This is a genomic window from Deferrisoma camini S3R1, from assembly GCF_000526155.1.
Classification (GTDB): domain Bacteria; phylum Desulfobacterota; class Deferrisomatia; order Deferrisomatales; family Deferrisomataceae; genus Deferrisoma; species Deferrisoma camini.
The window spans coordinates 3,626,680-3,646,554 of sequence record NZ_JAFN01000001.1 but is presented as its reverse complement, the minus strand read 5'-3'; the positions used below and the strand labels follow the sequence as shown (position 1 = coordinate 3,646,554).

The 19,875-nt window shown below is 72.4% G+C and carries 18 protein-coding genes; 6 read left to right on the top strand and 12 right to left on the bottom strand.

Features of this window, described 5'->3' with window-relative positions; genetic code table 11:
* The first annotated feature begins 8 nt into the window (after window positions 1-8).
* From DEFCA_RS20980 to DEFCA_RS0116115, 6 genes are all read left to right on the top strand, one after another.
* Window positions 9-758, top strand: coding sequence for a DUF2162 family putative transporter (locus DEFCA_RS20980; RefSeq protein WP_051463276.1), 750 nt, complete (start codon window positions 9-11; stop codon window positions 756-758).
* Window positions 755-1,396 carry a MotA/TolQ/ExbB proton channel family protein gene (locus DEFCA_RS0116135; RefSeq protein WP_025324040.1) on the top strand — a complete coding sequence of 214 codons (642 nt, stop codon included), beginning with the start codon at window positions 755-757 and terminating at the stop codon, window positions 1,394-1,396. Before DEFCA_RS20980 ends, DEFCA_RS0116135 begins: the two co-directional genes overlap by 4 nt.
* Window positions 1,356-1,694 (top strand): DUF2149 domain-containing protein, encoded by a 339-nt coding sequence (locus DEFCA_RS0116130; RefSeq protein WP_025324039.1) that lies wholly within the window; start codon window positions 1,356-1,358, stop codon window positions 1,692-1,694. The genes DEFCA_RS0116135 and DEFCA_RS0116130 overlap by 41 nt, the downstream gene beginning before the upstream one ends.
* 69 nt (window positions 1,695-1,763) lie before the next feature.
* Window positions 1,764-3,662 (top strand): TonB-dependent receptor plug domain-containing protein, encoded by a 1,899-nt coding sequence (locus DEFCA_RS0116125; protein WP_025324038.1) that lies wholly within the window; start codon window positions 1,764-1,766, stop codon window positions 3,660-3,662.
* A 127-nt stretch (window positions 3,663-3,789) separates the two neighbouring features.
* The gene (locus DEFCA_RS0116120; RefSeq protein WP_025324037.1) at window positions 3,790-7,725 is read left to right on the top strand and encodes a cobaltochelatase subunit CobN; all 3,936 of its coding nucleotides are present in this window, start codon (window positions 3,790-3,792) and stop codon (window positions 7,723-7,725) included.
* 373 nt (window positions 7,726-8,098) lie between these two features.
* Entirely contained in the window at window positions 8,099-10,102 is a 2,004-nt protein-coding gene (locus tag DEFCA_RS0116115) for an adenosylcobinamide amidohydrolase (protein WP_025324036.1), read from the top strand.
* Here DEFCA_RS0116115 and DEFCA_RS20975 read toward each other — a convergent pair.
* From DEFCA_RS20975 to DEFCA_RS0116055, 12 genes are all read right to left on the bottom strand, one after another.
* The gene (locus tag DEFCA_RS20975) at window positions 10,059-10,805 is read right to left on the bottom strand and encodes a vitamin B12 dependent-methionine synthase activation domain-containing protein (protein WP_025324035.1); all 747 of its coding nucleotides are present in this window, start codon (window positions 10,803-10,805) and stop codon (window positions 10,059-10,061) included. The two genes, DEFCA_RS0116115 and DEFCA_RS20975, sit on opposite strands and share 44 nt — an antisense overlap.
* 35 nt (window positions 10,806-10,840) lie before the next feature.
* The gene (locus DEFCA_RS0116105) at window positions 10,841-11,242 is read right to left on the bottom strand and encodes a hypothetical protein (protein WP_025324034.1); all 402 of its coding nucleotides are present in this window, start codon (window positions 11,240-11,242) and stop codon (window positions 10,841-10,843) included.
* Window positions 11,239-12,210 (bottom strand): hypothetical protein, encoded by a 972-nt coding sequence (locus DEFCA_RS0116100; RefSeq protein ID WP_025324033.1) that lies wholly within the window; start codon window positions 12,208-12,210, stop codon window positions 11,239-11,241. The genes DEFCA_RS0116105 and DEFCA_RS0116100 overlap by 4 nt, the downstream gene beginning before the upstream one ends.
* A complete protein-coding gene (locus tag DEFCA_RS0116095; RefSeq protein ID WP_025324032.1) occupies window positions 12,192-12,887 on the bottom strand; it encodes an ABC transporter ATP-binding protein in 696 nt (231 codons plus the stop codon). The genes DEFCA_RS0116100 and DEFCA_RS0116095 overlap by 19 nt, the downstream gene beginning before the upstream one ends.
* The gene (locus DEFCA_RS0116090) at window positions 12,884-14,032 is read right to left on the bottom strand and encodes an ABC transporter permease (RefSeq protein WP_025324031.1); all 1,149 of its coding nucleotides are present in this window, start codon (window positions 14,030-14,032) and stop codon (window positions 12,884-12,886) included. The genes DEFCA_RS0116095 and DEFCA_RS0116090 overlap by 4 nt, the downstream gene beginning before the upstream one ends.
* A complete protein-coding gene (locus DEFCA_RS0116085) occupies window positions 14,029-14,337 on the bottom strand; it encodes a hypothetical protein (RefSeq protein WP_025324030.1) in 309 nt (102 codons plus the stop codon). The genes DEFCA_RS0116090 and DEFCA_RS0116085 overlap by 4 nt, the downstream gene beginning before the upstream one ends.
* Window positions 14,334-14,789, bottom strand: a complete 456-nt coding sequence (locus DEFCA_RS20970) for a nitrous oxide reductase accessory protein NosL (protein ID WP_025324029.1) — start codon at window positions 14,787-14,789, stop codon at window positions 14,334-14,336. The genes DEFCA_RS0116085 and DEFCA_RS20970 overlap by 4 nt, the downstream gene beginning before the upstream one ends.
* 26 nt (window positions 14,790-14,815) lie before the next feature.
* Window positions 14,816-15,508: an ABC transporter ATP-binding protein gene (locus DEFCA_RS22635; protein ID WP_025324028.1), complete on the bottom strand. Its 693-nt coding sequence runs from the start codon at window positions 15,506-15,508 to the stop codon at window positions 14,816-14,818.
* Window positions 15,502-16,260: an ABC transporter ATP-binding protein gene (locus DEFCA_RS22630; protein WP_025324027.1), complete on the bottom strand. Its 759-nt coding sequence runs from the start codon at window positions 16,258-16,260 to the stop codon at window positions 15,502-15,504. Before DEFCA_RS22630 ends, DEFCA_RS22635 begins: the two co-directional genes overlap by 7 nt.
* A 412-nt stretch (window positions 16,261-16,672) precedes the next feature.
* Entirely contained in the window at window positions 16,673-17,689 is a 1,017-nt protein-coding gene (locus DEFCA_RS0116065; protein WP_169709615.1) for a branched-chain amino acid ABC transporter permease, read from the bottom strand.
* Window positions 17,653-18,507 (bottom strand): branched-chain amino acid ABC transporter permease, encoded by an 855-nt coding sequence (locus tag DEFCA_RS0116060; protein WP_245693497.1) that lies wholly within the window; start codon window positions 18,505-18,507, stop codon window positions 17,653-17,655. The genes DEFCA_RS0116065 and DEFCA_RS0116060 overlap by 37 nt, the downstream gene beginning before the upstream one ends.
* Window positions 18,508-18,560: 53 nt before the next feature.
* Entirely contained in the window at window positions 18,561-19,862 is a 1,302-nt protein-coding gene (locus DEFCA_RS0116055) for an ABC transporter substrate-binding protein (protein ID WP_025324024.1), read from the bottom strand.
* Window positions 19,863-19,875 lie beyond the last annotated feature (13 nt).

Here is a 19,875-nt window from a genome sequence, read left to right as displayed (position 1 = left end):
CCCAGCCCATGGAGATCAAGAGCCTCGTCCTCGGCATCCTGTTCGCCACCGGCGCCTTCGCCGCAAAAGGGGGAGTCGGCCTGGCCTACGGCCTGGAAGGGGCGCAGGGGGCCGGCCGTCGCGTCCTCGTGGCCGCCGGCTTCGCGGCCGCCTACGCCGCCCTGTTCGCAGGAGCCCTGGCCGTTGCCCCACGCCTGGACCCGGCGACGCACCTGCCCCGGATCCAAAGGCTCGTGGCCTCGGGTATGACGGTGCATCTGGTGCTCGCCGCCGGGCTTCTCGTCTGGGGCGTGCGACTCCTGCGCCAGCCCGCCGCCGCGGCCCGGCCCACCCGGGCCCACTGGCTCCTGGTGGTCCCGTGCCCGGTGTGCCTCACCGTGGTCCTGCTGATCACCGGCTTCCTGGTGGCCCTTCTTCCCGGGACCGCGGCCTGGGCGGTGGCAGGGGCGTACGGGACCTTCGTTGGGGTGGCCGGAGCCACGGCCGCCGTGATTCTGACAAGTCGACGGCGCGCACGCTCGGCCCCCGAGCGCACCCTGGGGTGGGCCATGGTCGGGATCGGGGCCTACTTTCTCGCGGCCGTGGTGATCATGCCCCAGTTCGGGGACATCGAGGGGGTCTACCGTCTCGCCTCCCACACCGGCAGGGCGGCTCCGATACCCCCGTCCCACGCCCGGACCACCTGGACCGCCTTGACCGTCGCGTTTCTCGTGGGCTGGGCCCGCTGGGCCGCTCGGCTGCGGAGGAGATCCCCATGAATCTAGGCGCCGTGCTCAAGAGCTTCATCTACGTGGTCTCGAGCTCCCTCCTCTACCCCGTGCTCGCGCTCCTCGTCCTCCTGACCCTGTACATGCTCACCTGCGCCGGCTCGTTCCTGGCCGAGGGGCTGGACCGTGCCCGGCGGCGCCGGACGCGCCCCGGGCCCCAGGGAGGAACCTCGTTCGCTGAGGAGTCCCCTGCCGTGCGCGCCTACGTGAGCCGGCTGCGGGAGCTCCTGCAGGCCGAGGAGGACCTGCGGGAGGTCCGGGTGGAGAGTCTGCTCCAGGATCACATCCTGAGCCTCCGGCCCTCCCTGGACCGGGTCCGGCTGGTGATCCGGGTGGGTCCGAGCCTGGGGCTCATGGGCACCCTGATCCCCATGGGCACCGGGCTCGCCGCCCTGGGCCAGGGGGACATGGCGAGGCTCTCCACCGACCTGGTCATCGCGTTCACCACCACCGTGGTGGGGCTGGCCCAGGGCACCCTGGCCTACTGCATCTACACCGTGCGGGCCCGGTGGGCCGAGGAGGACGCAAAGGAGATGGAGCTGGCCACCGAGATCCTGACCCACAGCCCCGGAGCCCGTGAGGAGGCCGATGCGCTACCTGTCGAGAAACCGAAGGCGGTTTCTGTCTGAGACCGGGGATGCGGATCCCCTGACAGGGCTCGCCAACCTGTTCGACATCGGGCTCGTGTTCATCGTGGGGCTCCTGATGACCCTGTTTGCCGTGTACCGGATGCAGGACCTGTTCGACCAGCGCTCGGAGGTCACCATCCTGAAGAAAGGGCCGGAGGGGGAGCTGGAGATCATCACGAAAAAGGGCACACGGGTGAAGGCCCTGCGGGCCACCCGCGACCGGGTCGAGGGCCGGGGGGAGCGGCTCGGCACGGCCTACCGCCTGGAGAACGGCACCGTGGTGTACGTGCCGGAGTGACGGCGACCGAAGCCCGCCGGTGAGTTTGATCGTCTTGCCATTGTCTTGGGGGAGGAAGGAGGAAACGCCATGAACCGAAGGATCGCTTGGACCCTGCTCCTCGCCTGCGGCCTGGGCTGGGCCGCAGGCCCCCCGGCCGCGGCCGCCGAGGCCCCGGCCGCCCCCGTCCTGCTCGCGCCGGTCACGGTCACCGCCGAGAAGTTCCCGGTGGAGGAGCGGGAGAGCCCCCGGTTCGTGACGGTGGTCACGGCCGAGGAGCTCCGCCGCACCGGAGCGGACAACGTGGCCGAGGCCCTGCGCCGCATCGGGGGGCTCGGGTACAAGGCGTTCAGCCCCATCGGCGTCACCCACGGGGGCATGAACAGCGAGGTGGTAGTCCGGGGGATCTACGGCGGGGAACTCGTCCTCGTCAACGGCGTGCCCATCCAGAACGCCGCGAGCCGCTCCTACGACCTCGACACCCTCCCCCTGGACCAGGTGGAGCGGGTCGAGATCCTCAAGGGCGCCGCCTCCACCCTGTACGGTTCCGACGCCATGACCGGGGTGATCAACATCATCACGAAGACGACGACCCGCAAGCCCCGGGCCCGGGTCTCGGCGGAGCTCGGGGACTACGCGTACCAGAGCCACAGCGCCTCGTTCTCGAACCGCCTGGTGGCCGCCGGGGTCCAGTACCGCCACATGGGCCGGCTCAAGGCGATCTCCCGGAGCTTCACCAAGGGGTACCGGTACGATCAGGGCACCACCAACCGGTACTCGGGCAACCTGACGCTGACCCCGCTGGAGGGGCTGATCGTGGACCTGCTGGGGAGCTACGACACCACCGGGTTCAACAAGATCAAGGACGGCGGCGAGCTGTCCAAGGGAACCGACCAGGAGTACTACCGGTTCACCGGTGACGTGCGGTGGGAGCGCGAGTCCCTGCGGGCCAAGGGCTTCTTCAACTGGGGCTACCTCCTGCGGGACGAGTACACGAAACCCAGCAAGCCCACCGACAAGGACAAGCACGCCAACTCGGGGGTGACGGCGGACTACCGGTTCGCCGCCGGCCCGGCCGAGATCACCGTGGGCGGCGAGGCGGTACACCGGCGGGTGGACTACCTGAACAAGTACGGCGTCCACCAGCGCAACGACTACGCCTTGTTCCTCCAGGCCAAGGCCAGCCTGGCGGACCGCCTGACCCTCGTGCTGGGCGCCCGGCAGCAGTGGATCTACTCCGACGCCGCCGGCGACGACTACGCCGAGCTCCTGCCGAGCGCCGGCGTCACCCTCCGCGTGAGCCGGGCCCTGAACCTCTTTGCCAACGCGGGCAAGGCCTTCCGGGCCCCCACGTTCAACAACCTCTACTACGAGAGCAGCTTCCTCGTGGGGAACCCCGGGCTCGACCCCGAGGAGGGGTGGACCTACGAGGTGGGGGCCAAGCTCGACACCGACCGGGCCTCCCTGCGGCTGGCCGCGTTCCGCATGGACTACACCGACAAGATCGAGATCGACCGGTCCCAGGGCTACCCCCTCACCTACTTCAACGCCGGCACCTTCGAGTCCACGGGGATCGAGTGGAACCTGCTGCTCGCGCCCTTTGCCGGCCGGGGCGACCTGCTCGGGCGCTTCTCCCTGGCCTGGGCGGGGTACTGGGCCAACCCCGTGGCCGAGGACACCAACGACAACCCGTACCAGTCGGGCCCCAAGCACCAGAGCTCCGTCACCCTGTCCTACGACGGCGAGCGGTGCCGGGCCGACGTGTCCACCGTGCTCCAGACGAGCCGCGAGCGGGACCTGGACGACGTCACCACGGTGAACGCCTCGGTCAAGGTGCGCCTGTACAAAGGTTACCTAACGGTGGCCGTGGACAACCTGTTCGACCAGGAGGTGGAGGTGTCCGGGGACAAGACCTCCGACACCACGAACCGGTACGTGTACTACGGCCTGCCCCGCCTGCTGCGGGTGGGCTACGAGGTGGCGTTCTGACCGCAGACCGAATCCGGAAGCCGGCCTCCTTCCCCGGGCTTTTGGCCCCCCATTCCTTCACCGTGACACACCCGGGAAGGGGCCGGCGTCCGGACCTTTGTCGAAGTCCCGACCCAAAGGCGGCTCGATGAGAACCCGCTGGATTCCGTTCGTCATGCCGGGGCTTCTGGGGTCTCTCGCCCTGGCGACCGTGGCCGCCGGGGCCGGGCCCCGGCGCCTGGGCCTGTTCGTGGGCGACTCGGACGCCCTCACCTGCCACCGGGCCGTGGAGGACCTGGACCTCCCGGGCCTGGAGGTGCGGGTGTTCACCGGCCGGGACGCGGGCACCCCGTCGTTCGAGGCGTTCGTGGGCCGCATGGACGCGGCCGTGGTGGACATCATGCACCGCCAGCCCGCCCAATGGCTCCTGGAGCACGCCGACCGGGTGAAACCCGGCGCCCGGCTCTATGCGGTGCGCACCGCCTCGGCCAACCAGCCGTTCGTGGACGCGGGGTTCCGGTTCGACCCCGGGGTGCGGGCCTACTACGCGTTCCCCTCCGAGGCCAACGTCCGCAACCTGGTGCGGCTCGTCGCAGCCCGGGACCTGGGGGTGACCGCGGACCACGAGCCCCCGGACCTGCCCCCCGACACCTTCCTGTACCACCCCGACGCCCCCGGCCCGTTCCCGGACATGGACGGATACCTGGCATGGTACCGGTCCTCCGGCCACCTGAGGGAAGGGGCCCTGTGGAGCCTGGTGACGGCGTTTCCCACCTACGTGATCGAGGGCAAGCGGGCGCCCCTGGACGCCCTGGTGCGCGCCTACGAGCGCCGTGGGATCAACGTGGCCGTGCTGGCGGGCTCGTTCACCACCGCGGGCACGGAACACTTCGCCCGGCTCGTTTCCCGCTCCCCCCTGGACGCGCGCCTGGGGTCGGTCACGGCGTTCAACCTGACCTTCAGCTCGATCCTCTCGAGCGACCTCCTGTCGGTGCTCGACCGCACCGACGTGCCCGTTCTGAACGCCCAGTACCTGTTCTTCACCCCCGGGGACGCGTGGGCTGCCTCTCCCCGGGGGATGTCCCCGGCGGAGATCGCCCTCCAGTTCTCCACACCGGAACTCACCGGCCTGATCGAGCCCACGGTGGTGGGGGTCAAGGAGCCGGTGACCGACCAGGCGGGCCGGGAGATCGGGTACGCCTACGTGCCGGTGGCCGCCCAGGTGGAGCGCCTGGCCCGGCGCGCGGCCCGGTGGCACGCCCTCCGCACCACCCCGAACCGGGACAAGCGACTGTTCCTGATGTTCTACAACCACGGGGCGGGCAAGCAGAACATCGGCGCCAGCTACCTCAACGTGTTCCGAAGCATCACCCGCATCCTGGAGCGGCTGCGCCGGGAAGGCTACGACGTGGGGGACGGCCGGATCTCCGAGGACCTGGTCCAGGACCTCCTGATGAAGGGGGCCCGGAACATCGGGTCCTGGGCCCCGGGGGAGCTGGACCGGCTGATGGCCCGGGGCGACGTGGTCACCGTGCCCGTCGCCCGGTACCGGGAGTGGCTCCGGGACCTGCCCCCCGCGTTCGTGGCCGGGGTGGAGAGGGACTGGGGCCCGCCCGAGGGCTCCACCATCATGGTCAAGGACGGGGCGTTCGTCCTGCCCGTGGTGCGCCTGGGCAACCTGTGGCTCGGGCCCCAGCCCTCCCGGGGCTGGGCCGACGACCCGGAGAAGCTGTTCCACAGCACCACGCTCTACCCCCACCACCAGTACGTGGCGTTCTACCTGTGGCTCCAGCACGAGCTCCGGCCCGACGCCCTGATCAGCCTGGGGACCCACGGCACCCACGAGTGGCTCCCGGGCAAGCAGGCGGGGCTCTCCCCCTCGTGCCCCCCCGAGGTGCTCCTGGGGGACATCCCCAGCGTGTACCCCTACATCGTGGACGACGTGGGCGAGGGGATCCAGGCCAAGCGCCGGGGCCGGGCCGCGGTGGTGGACCACGCCACCCCGCCGTTCCGGCGGGCGGGGCTGTACCGGGAGACCGCCACCCTGGCGGGCCTGATCAGCGAGTACCGGGCGGCCTCCTCCGACCGGGTGCGCGACGAGCGCCTGGAGCGCATCCGCCGCCTGGCCCGGCAGACCGGGCTCATGAAGGAGCTCGGCATCGCCGAGCTCGACGCCGACGGCCTCGAGACCCTGGAGCACCACCTGATGGCCCTTCGCACCGAGCTCGTGCCCTACGGGCTCCACACCTTCGGCGAGTCCCCCTCGGGCGAGGCCCTCCGGGAGACGGCCGAGGCCGTCGCCGAGCACGGGGGCGAGCCGGCCCGGGCGGTGGCCGAGCGCCTCGAGGCCTGCGGCCCGGCCGAGCTCGACCGGCTGGTGCGGGCCCTGCGGGGGGGCTACGTGCCGCCCGGGCCGGGCAACGACCCGGTGCGCAACCCGGAGAGTCTGCCCACCGGCCGGAACTTCTACGGGTTCGACCCGGACAAGGTCCCCTCCCGGGAGGCCTATGCCGCGGGCCGCAAGGCGGCCGAGGACCTGATCCGGAGCTACCGGGCGAAGCACGACGGCGCGTTCCCGGACCGGGTGGGGATCGTGCTGTGGTCCGTGGAGACGATCCGGGACGAGGGGATCGACGTGGCCCAGGCCCTGCACCTCATGGGCATGCGCCCGGTGTGGGACCACCGGGACAAGGTGACCGGGGTCGAGCCGATCCCCGGCGCCGCCCTGGGCCGGCCCCGGGTGGACGTGCTCCTCCAGATGTCGGGCCTGTTCCGGGACACCTTCCCCGCCGTGGCCCTGCTGCTGGACCGGGCCGTGAAGCAGGCCGCGGCGCTCACCGACGTGGAGAACTACGTGCGCCGCAACACCGAGCGGCTCCGGGAGGCCCTGGTCCGCCGGGGGGTGGACCCGGAGGAGGCCCGCAGGCTCTCCACCGTGCGCCTGTTCTCGGCCGAGCCCGGGGCCTACGGCACCCAGGTCTCCCAGATGACCGCGGCGAGCGGCCAGTGGGAGGACCCCGACACCATCGCGGACGCGTTCATCGAGCGGGTCTCGTTCGCCTACTCGTCGGAGTTCTGGGGCCGCAGGCTCACCGGGGTGTACCGGGACCAGCTCGCCGGGGTGGACGCCACCGTGCACTCCATTTCAAGCAACCTGTACGGCACCCTGGACAACGACGACATGTTCCAGTTCCTGGGCGCCCTGAGCATGGCCGTGCGCCGTGTGTCGGGGAAAGACCCGGACGTGTTCGTCTCGATGCAGCGGGTCCGGGGCCGGGGCCGCGTCGAGGACCTGGCCCGGACCCTGGGCACGGAGCTGCGGGCCCGGTACTGGAACCCCCGGTGGATCGAGGGCATGGAGGCCGAGGGCTACGCCGGGGCCCGGGAGATCGAGAAGTTCGTGGAGTACCTGTGGGGGTGGCAGGTCACGACGCCGGCGGCCGTGGGGGAGGACCGGTGGGAGGAGACCTACCGGGTGTACGTGGAGGACGACCGGGGCCTGGGCCTCAAGGCGTTCTTCGAGAAGGCCAACCCCTGGGCCTACCAGTCCATCACGGCCCGGATGCTCGAGGCGGTGCGCAAGGGGTACTGGGACGCCGACCCGGCCGTGGTGCGCCGGCTCGCCGTGGAGCACGCCACCAACCTGCTCCAGCACGGGGTGGCGTGCTGCGACCACACCTGCAACAATCCCCTGCTCAACCAGATGATCGTCAACGTGCTCTCGGTGCCCGGGGTCATGGCCCCCGAGCTCGTGCGGGAGTTCAAGCTGGCGGTGGAGCGGGCCACCGGCCAGACCCTGGAGCTCCGGGCCGAGGCCGTGAAAAAGGCCGTGGCCCGGGTGGAGGCCGGGTTCCGGGCCGACGCGGCTCCCGAACGGCCCCCGGAGCCCGAGGCCGGCCCGGAGGCCCGCAAACCCGCCGACCGGCCCGGCGAGGGCCGGGAGCGGGTCGAGGGCTACCGCATGGAGGAGGTCAAGGACCCGGCCGACACCACCCGGCTGAGCTCCAGCGGGGTCCAGTGGCTCGCCGCCGTGTTCGTGCTGGTCCTGCTCGCCTTCTTCGGGCTTGGAACCCGGCGACGGTGAGATCGAACCCCTTTCCCGGGAACTCGGGGCCTTCGGCCCGCTGGGACGCTGGAAGGCTGGAAGGCTAGAAGGCTTGAAAGCCTCCCGGATTCCCACACGTCCTAGGCATCACCATGCCTTTCCTCATGGTCCGGGGAGCATGGGGTTTACTGGAACGCCGCGTGCGGCCCTACCCGTGGACAGGATTCAGCTCCGGTAGGCCGCGAAGCGGCCTGTTTGCGAAACAGCAACTTCGGCCTTGACGTTGCCGCAGGTCGGTGCCGTCACGAGCGCAGATATACCGGGGACCGATGACCGTCGACCGGAGACCGGAGTTACCCTTCCCCAGTGCCCCAACCCACAGGGGCCTGACGAGGCTTTCCAGGAGGACCCCATGGTTCGCTTTCCACGACCCCTCGCGTGGGCGGCTGCCGCCCTCTTGCTCGCGACCTCCGCCCTGGCGGCGTACCCGGTACGGTTCGAGGACGCCTCGGGCCGGGAGGTGGTGCTCCGGGCCCCGCCCGAGCGGGTGGTGTGCGTGGTGCCCGCGGTCACCGAGATGATCGTGCGGCTCGGCGCGGCCGACCGGCTCCGGGCGGTCACGTGGCACGACACCTACCCCCCCGGGGCGGCCAGGAAACCCGTGGTGGGCGGGTTCTCCTCCCCTTCGGCCGCGGCCGTGCGCGCGGCCCGGCCCGACCTGGTGATCCTGTCGCCCCTGCACCGCGGCCTGCGGGAGGCCCTGGCGGACCTGGGCTGCCCCCTGGCGGAGCTGGGGCCCCGGACCCTGGCCGAGGCCCGGCAGACCCTGGAGCTCCTCGGCCGGGTGTTCGGCCGGGAGGCCGAGGCCGAGGAGCTGATCGCCGAGAACGACGGGTACTTCCGTGCGGTGGAGGCCCGGGTGGGGGGCATCCCCCCGGAGCGGCGGCTCCGGGTGATGCGGTTCATGGGCCGGGACGCGGTGATGACCCCGGGGGACGACTCGTTCCAGAACGAGATCATCCGGCGGGCCGGGGGCCTCCCGCCCCGGCTCGGCAAGACCGGCGCCGTGGTGCCGGTCACCCTGGAGGAGTGGCAGGCCTTCGACCCCCAGGTGGTGTACGGGTGCGGCACGGACCGGGAGCCCCTGGAGCGGCTGCTCCACCGGCCCGGGTGGCGGGACGTGGAGGCGGTGCGGGAGGGGCGCCTCCGGTTCTTCCCGTGCGTGCTCACCTGCCGGGCCGCCACCAACACGGGCTACTTCACGGCGTGGCTCGCGTCGGCCCTGTACCCCGACCGGTTCTCGCCGGGGGCGCCGGGGCTCGCCCCGGACGCCGTGGTCTCCGAGCGCCCCCTGGACCTGGGGCTCGAATACGTGGCCCGGGCCCGGGTGGTGGAGAGCCGGATCCTGGACCAGGTCCACCGGACCCTGGTGGTGGACCTGGCCGAGCCCATGGCCGTGCTCTCCACCCTGGAGGGACCCCGGACCGGGGTGACCACCGTGGGCAACCACGGCCTGCCCCCGCCCTCGTGGCACCTGGACCTCGGGGAGATGCGCAGGCTCGCCTTCGGGGTGCTGGGGCTCGACCCCGGGACCACGAGCCTGCTGTTCACCGGCGCGGACCTGGCGAACCTCTCGGTGCAGCGCCGGTCGTTCCGGGACCTGGCCGTGGTGGCCCTGGTGACCGCCGGGGTGCGCTCCAACGCCGTGCGCACCTCCCGGGACGAGGGCCGCTACTACGAGCCCGGCACCATCAACGTGGTGCTCCTGGCCAACGCCCGGCTGTCGCCCCGGGCCATGGCCCGGGCCGTGGTCACGGCCACCGAGGCCAAGACCGCCGCCCTCCAGGACCTGGACGTGCGTAGCGCCTACCGCCCCCGGCGGTGGCAGGCCACCGGCACGGGCACGGACAACGTGATCGTGGTGGAGGGGCGGGGGGTGCCCATCGACAACGCCGGGGGACACACCCGCATGGGCCAGCTCATCGCCGGGGCGGTGTACGCCGGGGTGCGCGAGGCCGTGCTCCGGCAGAACGGCATCGCGGCGGGCCGCAGCGTGCTCGTGCGCCTTCACGAGCGCCGGATCCCGCCGTACCGCCTCGTGCAGGCCCTCGCTCCGGACCCGTCCGGGCGCCGCGAGCGGCTCGGGGAGCTGGAGGGGCTCCTCCTCGACCCGCGGTACGCGGGGTTCCTGGAGGGGGCCATGGCGCTTGCCGACGGGGTCGAGCGGGGCCAGGTGACGGACACGGCCTGGTTCGAGGACCAGTGCCGGGCCGTGGCCGCGGAGATCGCCGGCCGGCCCGTGCCCCGGCTCGAGCCCCTGGCCGGCGATCCGGACCTGCCCCCGGTGCTCCGTTCGGCCCTGGACGCCCTGCTCACGGGCCTGCGCCTTCGAGGGGGGCAGGAGGGTCCGGAGTAGCCGTGGCGGCCCGGCGTGCGGTGCAGTCGTGCTTGCCGCAGTCCGCGCACGGGTTGTAGGCCGGGGGTGGGCCGACCCGGCCCGGGCGGGCCGGAGCCAGGCCGAACACCCCGCTCACCGACTTGCGCGGGGTCATGAAGCAGGACTCGGTCAGAGAGACCCCCAGGTCCTCGTCCCGAAACAACGAGAAGAGGCTGCGCTGGTCCTGCACGGGCCAGTCGCAGTACCCCGGGCTGAACCGGAGCGTGACCCCCAGCCCCTGCCCGGCGGCGAGCTCCGCGGTCGAGCGGTAGTACCGCTCCACCAGGGACTCCACGGCAGCGGACGCGAACGCGTCCAGGAAGAACGCGTCGGCAACGCGGCCTTGCGTGGTCCAGCGCTGGATGAGGCGATCGGGGCCGTGCCCCACCGTGACCACGAACACCCTCGCGCGCACCGCCTCTCCCAGGGCCCGGGCCAGCCGGCGGCTGCGGAGGAACACGCCGTCCCCCACGGTCACCCCTGTGCGTCCCACCTCGCGGATGGGGACCTCGACCTCCCACACCCGGGGCCGGAGCGACGAGACCCCCTCGCCCCACAGCTCGTCCAGCCGCCGCAGGACCTCCCCGGGCGCTCCGCGGCGGCGGTGCATTCCGAGCAGACGCAGCACCTCCGTGCGGTCCGGCTCGGCCGACAGGACCGGTTCTTCAGGCTCGGACGTCACACAGAACCTCCTCTGCACCCCGGATGCCGACCGGCTCACCTGCGGAACGGGTTGGGCACCCACCGTCCCCGGTGCTGCTCGAGGTGAGCCGCGGCATCGGTCGTGCGGGCGAATGCGTGGATCCGGGTGCGGTTGTGGGCCACGCTCACCGCCTCGCTCTCCACGAAGAAGGCGGCGTCCGCGTCCACCTCCTGGCCGGTGGCCTCGTCGGTGACCCGGATCCGGGCTCCCTCGGGGATCCCGGCCGCCCGTGCGCACGGGATCGAGCAGAACACCCGCTCCGTTCCGTCGGGCAGCAGGAACCGCACCCGGCCGATCGTGTCCGAAGGAGCGCCGCACCGCAGGCACCGCGGCCCTGCCGGCCGGTCCCGAAGACCGGTGCCGAACCCGAAGGCGACCGCCGCCAGGAACACCAGCGGCCAGGCCCAGCCCCTCACGGCCCGCTCCCCCGACCCAGGGCGTACGCCGCCAGCAGCCCGGCGGCCGAGAGAACCAGCCACAGCCCCGCCCGGGCCAGCCCCGTCTCCATCCGCACGGCCTCGGCCCGCAGGTCCGGGCGAACCAAGCCCACGAGTGCCACCCAGGCCCCCCAGGCCACGCAGGCCAGGCCCAAACCGGCCAGCACCACCGCCGGCGGCGCGGCCGGGACCCGTTGGAGCAGGCAGTACGGGCAGTGGTGGTCGATCAGCCCCATCATTCTCGGCGCCCACCGCGCCAGCACCACGGCCGGCGCCGCAACGGCGAGCGTCCCTGCCGACAGCACGGCTCCCCCCCACAGGAGCCCGCGCCCCGCGCCCCCCCGGCCCCGGCCCAGACCCGCCAGGCACCCCAGGGTGGCGGCCAGGCTCCCCCACAGCCACCACGCAGCGAGCCCTCCCCCGGCCACGGCGGCCGACCCCGCCTCGGCCACGTCGAACACGGTCGTACAGCACGACACCGAAAGCGCCTGCCCCGGGGGCGGGTTCAGGAGGCGCTGCCACGCCCACAGCCCCGTGCCGGCGTGGGCCAACGCCACGAGGGCCCCGACGGCGAGCACGGCGCGCACCGTCCGGCTCGTGGGGTCCCCCGCCCGGTGCTCCAAGAGGTAGGTGGCAGCGCCGGCCCCGGCCAGCACCAGGACCGCCGGAAATCCGGCCTCCACCCACCGGAGCGCCGGGGGGCCGGCGCGGAGCACGCCGAACACACACATGGCCCCCGGGGTGAACCCGACCCGGGCCGCCAGCCCGAGATAGTACAGCACGCCCCCCGACACCGCCAGCACCGCGATCGCCCCGATCCCGCCGAGCAGCAGCAACGACCCGCCCCGGGCCGGATCCCTGCCCCGCACGGCCCCGGCCGCCACCAGGGCCGCCGCCACCACGGCCTGGAGCAGGAACAGGAACCGGCTCAACTGGACGAACGCCACGCCGCACCACCTCGCCGGCCGGAGGGCTCGAGACGGATCATCCGATCCCCCGGCTTTGCCCCCAGGGCCTCGTGGCTCGCCACCACCACCGTCACCCCCCGGGCGTTCTCCTCGCGCAGGACCGCCTCGACGAGGCCGGCCGTGTCCGGGTCCACCTGGGCCGCCGGCTCGTCCGCGAACAGGACGCCGGGCCCGTGGACCAGGGCCCGGGCCAGGGCCACCCGCTGTCGCTGCCCCCCTGACAGCTCCCACGGGTAGTGGTCCGCCCAGTCCGCCAGCCCCAGGCGGCCGAGCTGCTCCAGGGCCCGGGCCCTCCGCTGCCGGCGGCCGACCCCCTGCGCCGCCAGCAGGACGGTCACGTTCTCCCACACCCGGGCCCGTTCCAGGTACCGATCGCGCTGGAAGGCGAACCCCGCGAGCCGCCGGCGCAGCCGGGTCACCCGGGGCTCCGGCAGCCCGGTGATCCGGTCCTCCCCCCACCACACCTCCCCCCGGTCGGGCCGGAGGAGTCCCGCGAGCACGTGCAGGAGGGTGGTCTTCCCCGACCCGGACGGGCCGGTCACGAACAGGAACCCGCCGGCAGGCACCTCCACGTCCACCCCCGCCAGGGCCGTCACCCGGTGGCCGCCCCGGGACCGGAACACCTTCTCCACCCCTTCCGCCCGCACCGGGATCACGTGCCCGCCTCCAGGGGCGGCCGCCGGGCCAGGCGCCACGTGGGCACGAGCGCGGCCGTGAGCACGAGCGTCTCCGACAGGACCACCGCGGCCAGGAGCAGGGCCGGGCCGAACCGGTAGGGAAGGCCCGCCAGGGGAACCGGCGGCAGCCCCCGGACGAAGTAGGGCGCCAGGAACGCCCCCCTTCCCGGCCCCACCCACAGCCAGGCGAGAACCACGGAACCCGATGCCGCCAGCAGGGCGGAAAGCCCGTTCTCCAGGGCCACCAGGGCCAGCACCTCCTCGGTGTACCATCCCAGTGCCTTGAGCAGGCCGACCTCCCGTCCCCTCTCCCCGGCCGAGAACCCCAGCACCACCCACATGGCCAGGACCGAGCAGGCGAAGGCGGCCCAGAACAGGGCCGTGAACAGCCCGCCGCTGGTGCCGTACCCCGCCTCCACCAGGGCCCCGACCAGGGCCCGGTCCTGGATGCGCACCGAACCGATGCCGTTCAGGGCCCGGATGCGGGAGGCCACCGTGTCGGCGAACCCCGGCCGCACCCACACCAGGAACTCCGTCACCTGACCCGGGCGACCGAACAGGTCCTGGGCATCGCCCAGGCCCATCACCACCGCATCCCGGCTCCACAGGCCCGCGGCCGGGGGGAAGACCCCGGCCACGGTGAACACCTCGGCGGGATCCCGGGGAAAGGTGAGGAGATCCCGCGGAGACAGGCTCAAGGCCCGGGCGATCTCGGCGCCCACCAGCACCTCCCCCGGCCCCTCGATCCCCCGGCCCGCCCGGGGCACCGCCGGCCAGGCGGCGGGCCCCTCCACCCCGAGCACCAGGGCGAGGGCCCCGCCGACGTACGCGCGCCCGGTGATCCGGGCCGCCACCCGCTCCACCCCGGGCACCGCCCGGATCGCCTCGGCCATCGCCGCATCGAGGGGCCTCGTTCGGCCGAACGCCTCACCCGTGACGTACAGGTCCGCGCCCGCGGCCAGGGAGACCCGGGCCTCCCGCTCCAACCCTCGCACCATGGCCAGCCCGGCCAGATAGGGCACCAGGGCGGCCGCCAGGCACGCGCCCACCACGGCCGTGCGGAAGGGGTGCCGGGCCAGGTCGGCCAGGGCCATGAGGGCCAGCTCCCGGATCCGCGGGCTCACCGCCGGGCCTCCGGGAACCGACCCACCCCCGAGGATGCGTCCGGGTTGGGGAAGATCCGTCCGGGAAGGGGGGCGCACAGGGTCTCGTCGGACGGGGCCAGCCGGGGGTCGAGGGAGTGGAAGCTCCACCGGGGGGCGGCCACGCCCCCGAGGCCCAGGCCTCCCACCGCCCGCTGGAACGATCCGCCCGCCGGCGCCGTCGCGCCCGGTCCCAGCACCGCCGCAAGGGCCGCCCCCACCAGGATCGCGGCCAGGACCAGGAGGCCCCGTCCGGGCAGGGGGGGCTCGGGGGCCTGGCGCCTCACCTCGACCGGTGCCCCAGCCCAGCGCCCATCGGGCCTTCCGAGGCCTTCCGGGCGGCCTCCCAGTCCAGCACCCGCCCGCCGAACCCCTGCCGGAACCTCTCCGCGTCCTCCCGGCTGGCAAAGGCGATCAAGCCGGGAGCCATGTCGGGAACCGCGGCCGACCCCACCACGTACCAGGCCCGGGTGGCGTCGATGCGTTTGCCGGAGATGAAGTCCGTGGCCCAGGCCCGCTGCACGCCCCGGGATCGCGCGAGCATCAGCCCACACTGGACGCCGCAGGTCACCGCCCGGGTGCCGTCGGCCAGAACGAGCTCGAACCTCGTGTGGCCGTGCCCCGCCAGGGCCATGCCGCACTTGGCGCATCGGCCGCCCTCGGCGGCCACGGCCGTTGCCGTGAGGAACCAGACCGCGAGACCCAAGATCGTGACGGTGCGCCGCAGGGTGTGTACCATTCGATCGCCTCTCCTCTGGAGGGGGGTCAGCCCACCCCCAGGTACGCCTGTTGGGTGGCATCGTCCAGCTCGTCCGGCCGGCCGCGCCACACGGTCCGCCCGCCCTCCAGGATGTAGACCCGATGGCACATGGACAGGGCGGCCCGCACGTTCTGCTCCACCAGCACCGCACCCACCCCCATGGCGTTGATGGCCCGGACGGTCTCGTGGATCGCCCGAACCAACAGCGGCATCAGCCCCTCGCTCGGCTCGTCGAACAGGATCAGCCGGGGGTTGGGCACGAGGGCCCGGCCGATGGCCAGCATCTGCTGCTCGCCGCCGGACAGGGTGCCGGCCTTCTGGGAGCTGCGCTCCCTCAGCCGGGGGAAGTACTCGAACACCTGATCGAGCCGCTCCGGATCGGGCCGGCCCCGCGGGTGGGCGATCCGCAGGTTCTCCAGCACGGTCAGCTCGGGGAACAGCCCCCGGCCCTGGGGCACCAGGGCGATGCCCCTTCCCGGGATCTGGTGGGCCTTCAGGGATCGGAGGTCCTCGCCCCGGAACTCCACCCGCCCCCGGGCGGGCCGGACCAGTCCCATCACCGCCTTCAGGGTGGTGGTCTTGCCCATGCCGTTGCGCCCCAGCAGCCCCACCAGCTCCCCCGGCCCCACCTCCAGGTCCACCCCGTGGAGCACGTGGCTCTTTCCGTAGAACGCGTGCAGGCCCTCCACCTTCAGCACGGCTGCCACCCTCCCAGGTACACCCTTTGCACCTCGGCGTTGGCCCGGATCTCCTCGGGGGTCCCCTCGGCCAGCACCTTGCCGTAGTGGAGCACCGTGACCCGTTCCGCCAGGTTCATCACCAGGTCCATGTCGTGCTCGATCAGGAGGATGGTGCGGCCCGGCGCCAGCTCGCGGATCTTCTCGACCACCACCGCCACCTCCCGCGCCGAGAGCCCGGCCGCGGGCTCGTCCAGCAGCAGGACCCGGGGCTCCCGGGCCAGGGCCAGGCCGATCTCCAGGAGCCGCTGCTCCCCGTAGGCGAGCTCGGCCGCCGGCCAGTCGGCCTTGGCCCCCAGGTCCAGGAACTCCAGGAGCTCCCGGGCCCGGCGATGCTCCGGCCCCCACCGCCGGGCCGAGACCCACGCGCTCTTGATCCGGCGCCTGGCCGCCACGGCCAGCCAGAGGTTCTCGTAGGCCGTGAGGCCGGGGAACACCGAGGTGATCTGCATGGTGCGGGCCACGCCGAGTCGGGCGATCCGGTGGGGAGGCAGGCCCGCGATCTCCCGTCCGCCCAGCCGGACGCTGCCCCGGTCCGGGGCGTAGCGGCCCGTGATCACGTTCATGAGGGTGGTCTTTCCGGCGCCGTTGGGCCCGATCAGGGCCCGCAGCTCCCCCGGCGGCACCCGCAGCGTCACCTCCTGAAGGGCCATGAGCCCGCCGAAGGACTTCTGGACCTCTTGGACTTCCAAGTAACTTCGGTCTTCGGTCATCGGTCTACGGTCGTCGGTATGGGGCCTTCGGCCCGCTGGGCGGCTCTGAGGCTAGAGAGCTCAAAAGCTAGAAAGCCGAAAACCTCTTTCCTCTCCTAGCGGTTCAAGCAGGCCTGCGTCACAGCATCACGGTCTGGGGGGCAAGGGGCCTGCTGGAGCGCCGGGCGCGGCTCCTTGGCTCGCCGCGCCCACCGAACGTTTGTAGTCTTGTCGAACTCCCCCGCCATCCGCTGTCTCCGCCCGAAGGGGCTGCTTCGGCAACGGCACGCGAAGGCGCGGCGATCGGAGGTTGCACTCGCGCCCGGCCGGAAGCAGGCCCCTTGCCCCGCCGCCGGCAATGGCCCCGGACCAACGAGAGTTACCCTTCCCCGGTGCCCGACCCCGCAGGGGCCTGATGGAGCTTCCAAGTCGCTCACTTTCGCTCCCGGGCCCGGACCCACTTCCGCCACATGCCCACGATGCCCTGGGGCGCCACGAGCACCGACACGATCAGGATCGCCCCCACCACCAGCTCGCTTCCCTGCATCACCCGCCGGGCCAGGTGTTCGATCATCATGAGCAGGGCGGTGCCCAGGGCCGGGCCGGCCAGGGTGCCGGGGCCGCCCACGATGGTCCACACCACGGCCTTGCCCGAGGTGGTCCAGTGGAGGAACGCCGGGTTGGAGAACCGGCTCAGGATGGCGAACAGCCCCCCGGCCAGCCCGGCCGTGGCCCCGGCCACCACGAACGCGCACAGCTTGTACAGCCGCTCGTCGTAGCCCAGGAGCCCCATGCGCAGCTCGTTCTCCCGCACCCCCCGGAGCACCCGGCCCAGGGGGCTCGTGACCAGCCGGGCCAGGGCCAGGGCACCGGCGCAGACCACCGCCAGCGTGAAGTAGTACCCGCGGATCGGCTTGGCGATCGACACCTCCCAGCCCCCCAGGACCAGGGGCGGGCAGGCGAAGGTCATGCCGTCGTCCCCGCCGGTGAGCCACACCCACCGCTGGGCCACCAGGAACCCGATCAGGGCGAAGATGATGGTGATGAGCACGAAATGGATGCCCGACACCCGTACCGCCACGAACCCCACCACCAGGGCAAGCGCAGCCCCCACGGCCACGGCCAGCCCGAGGCACGGCAGGGCCGAGAGGTCCATCCGGCTCACCCCCATGGCCACGGCATACCCCCCCGCCCCGAAGAACAGGCTCTGGCCGAAGCTCAGCAGCCCCGTGTAGCCGTACACCAGGTCGAACGACATGGCGAACAGGGCCCACACCAGGATCTCGCTCAGGAAGATCTGGTTGAAGTACCCGAGGTGGGGCGGCAACGTCACCAGGGCGGCGAGCACCGCGGCCGCTCCGACCCGCGGGGCCCACACGAGCACCCGCTGGGCGCCCCAGGCATCTCGGGCCGTCAGGCCGCCTTTTGCAACAGGCCGTGCGGTCTCCACAGGATCACCCCTACCATGATGAGAAGGCTCAGCACCCGGGCCGAGGTGGGGTCCACGTACAGGCTGGCCACCCCTTCCACCTCGGTGATCAACACCGCGGCGAACACCGACCCGGGGAGGTTGCCGAGCCCCCCCACGATCACCACGATGAAGGCGAGGATCAGAACGTCGAGGCCCATCAGGAAGTTCACGCTCACGATGGGAGCGGCCAGCACCCCCCCCAGACCCGCCAGGGCCGATCCCAGACCGAAGGTGATGAAGTACACCCGGTCCACCGGCACCCCCAGGGCCAGGGCCGCCTCGGGGTTCTGGCTGGCCGCTCGCATCCACAGCCCCACCGCGGTGCGCCGGAGCAGCAGCGCCACCCCGGCCACGGCCAGCACGCTGAACCCCATGACCACCAGGCGAAACGCGGGGTACTGGATGCCCAGCAGGGGGAACCGGGCCGTGACCGGCGGCGCGATCCGTTGGGAGGCGCCCCCGAAGGTGAGCAGCACCGAGTGCTCCAGGATCAGCATCACCCCGAACGTGGCCACGATGGTGATCACGGGGTTGCCCTCGACCCGCCTGAGCACCCACCTCTCCACCCCCAGCCCCAGCAGGCCCACGGCCAGGGGCGCCACGGCCAGCGCCAGCCAGAAATGGCCGGTGGCCTCCACCACGTACCAGGCCACCACCGCGCCCAGCATGTAGAACGCCCCGTGGGCGATGTTGATGACGTGGGTGAGCCCGAAGATCAGGTTCAGCCCCAGGGCGATCAGGGCCACGATCCACCCCCAGACGAACCCGTTCACGATCACGAGGGCCAACTGTGCCAACAGAGGGTCCTCCTCGCCGGGGGCGGGCGGAAGCCCCGCCCCCGGCCCTGGGATCAGGTCCAGTACTTCTTCAGGTCCACCGGGGGCTCGTACACCGCCTTCTCCTTGGGGAGCACGGCGATGCGGTGGAGCCTGAGGTCCTTCTCCACCCGCACCAGGTAGTGGTTGTGGAACCCCTGCTGGTCCTCCTCGCGCAGCATCAGGTCCCCCTGGGGGAACCACGGGCCGGCCTGGACCTTGAGGGTGAAGAACGCCTTGTGGAACTCCTTGTTGTCCTTCCTGGACCTCCAACCCGAGGCCTCCACGGCCCTCTTGATCAGCCCCACGTACTCCCAGCCCGACCAGTAGTGGGAGCCCACGATCACCTTCTTGGGGTTCGAGACGTCCCGGCCTTCGGGCGTGACCCCCACGGCCTTGCGGAACGCGGCCTCGTAGGGGCGCTGGGCCTCGGGCAGCTGGTCCAGGTACCGGGGGTGGTACGACAGGAAGTGCATGCCCACGGCCTCCTTGCCGATCTGGTCCATGCCGATGCCGTCCGCCGTGCAGATCACCGAGAACCGCTTCATGCGCTCGTGCAGCCCGATCTCCACGGACTGGCGCATCACCCCCAGCGCGGCCGATCCCAGGAACGCCGTGAACAGCACCTCGGAGTCGCCGTGCACCTTCTGCAGGTAGGGGATGAAGTCGCTCGTCCTCGGAGGGGCCTTGATCACCTGCACCTCGCCGCCGGCCTTTCGGATCCGCGCCCCGAACTCCTGGGCCAGGCTCCGGCCCCAGGAGTAGTCGGCCACGACGAACGTCCACTTCTTCCCCAGGTTGTCGAACGCCCACTTCCACCCCACCTGCGCCTGCATGCGGGCGTGGGTGTGGCATCGCCCGAGGTACGGGCTGGCCTTCTCACCCGTGATCGAGGCCGACATGGCGCCGCCGGAGAAGTAGAACGTGTTCGTCTCCTGGGCCACCGGGGCCGACGCGAGCACGACCCCCGAGTGGACCGACCCGATCACGAAGTCGGCCTCGTCCTCGTAGATCAGCTGGCGCAGGTTGCGGGGTCCGGTCTCCGCGGAGCTGGCCGTGTCGGCCACCACCAGCTTGACCTCCCGGCCGGCGATGCCCCCCTCGGCGTTGACCTTGTCCACCGCGGCCTTCACCACCCTCTGGAACCAGTAGCCGTAGGTGGCGGCCACGCCGGTGATGTCCGCGTGCAGCCCCAGCACGATGGGCTTCGGGCTTCCCCAGGCGAACCGCGTGAGCCCCAGGCTCGACGCGGTGAGCACCCCGGCCCCGGCAGCGGTGCGGGTCAGGAACTCCCGCCGGGTGACCCCCTGTGGCCTCGTGGGTTGGTTCCGACGCATAGCGACCTCCTTT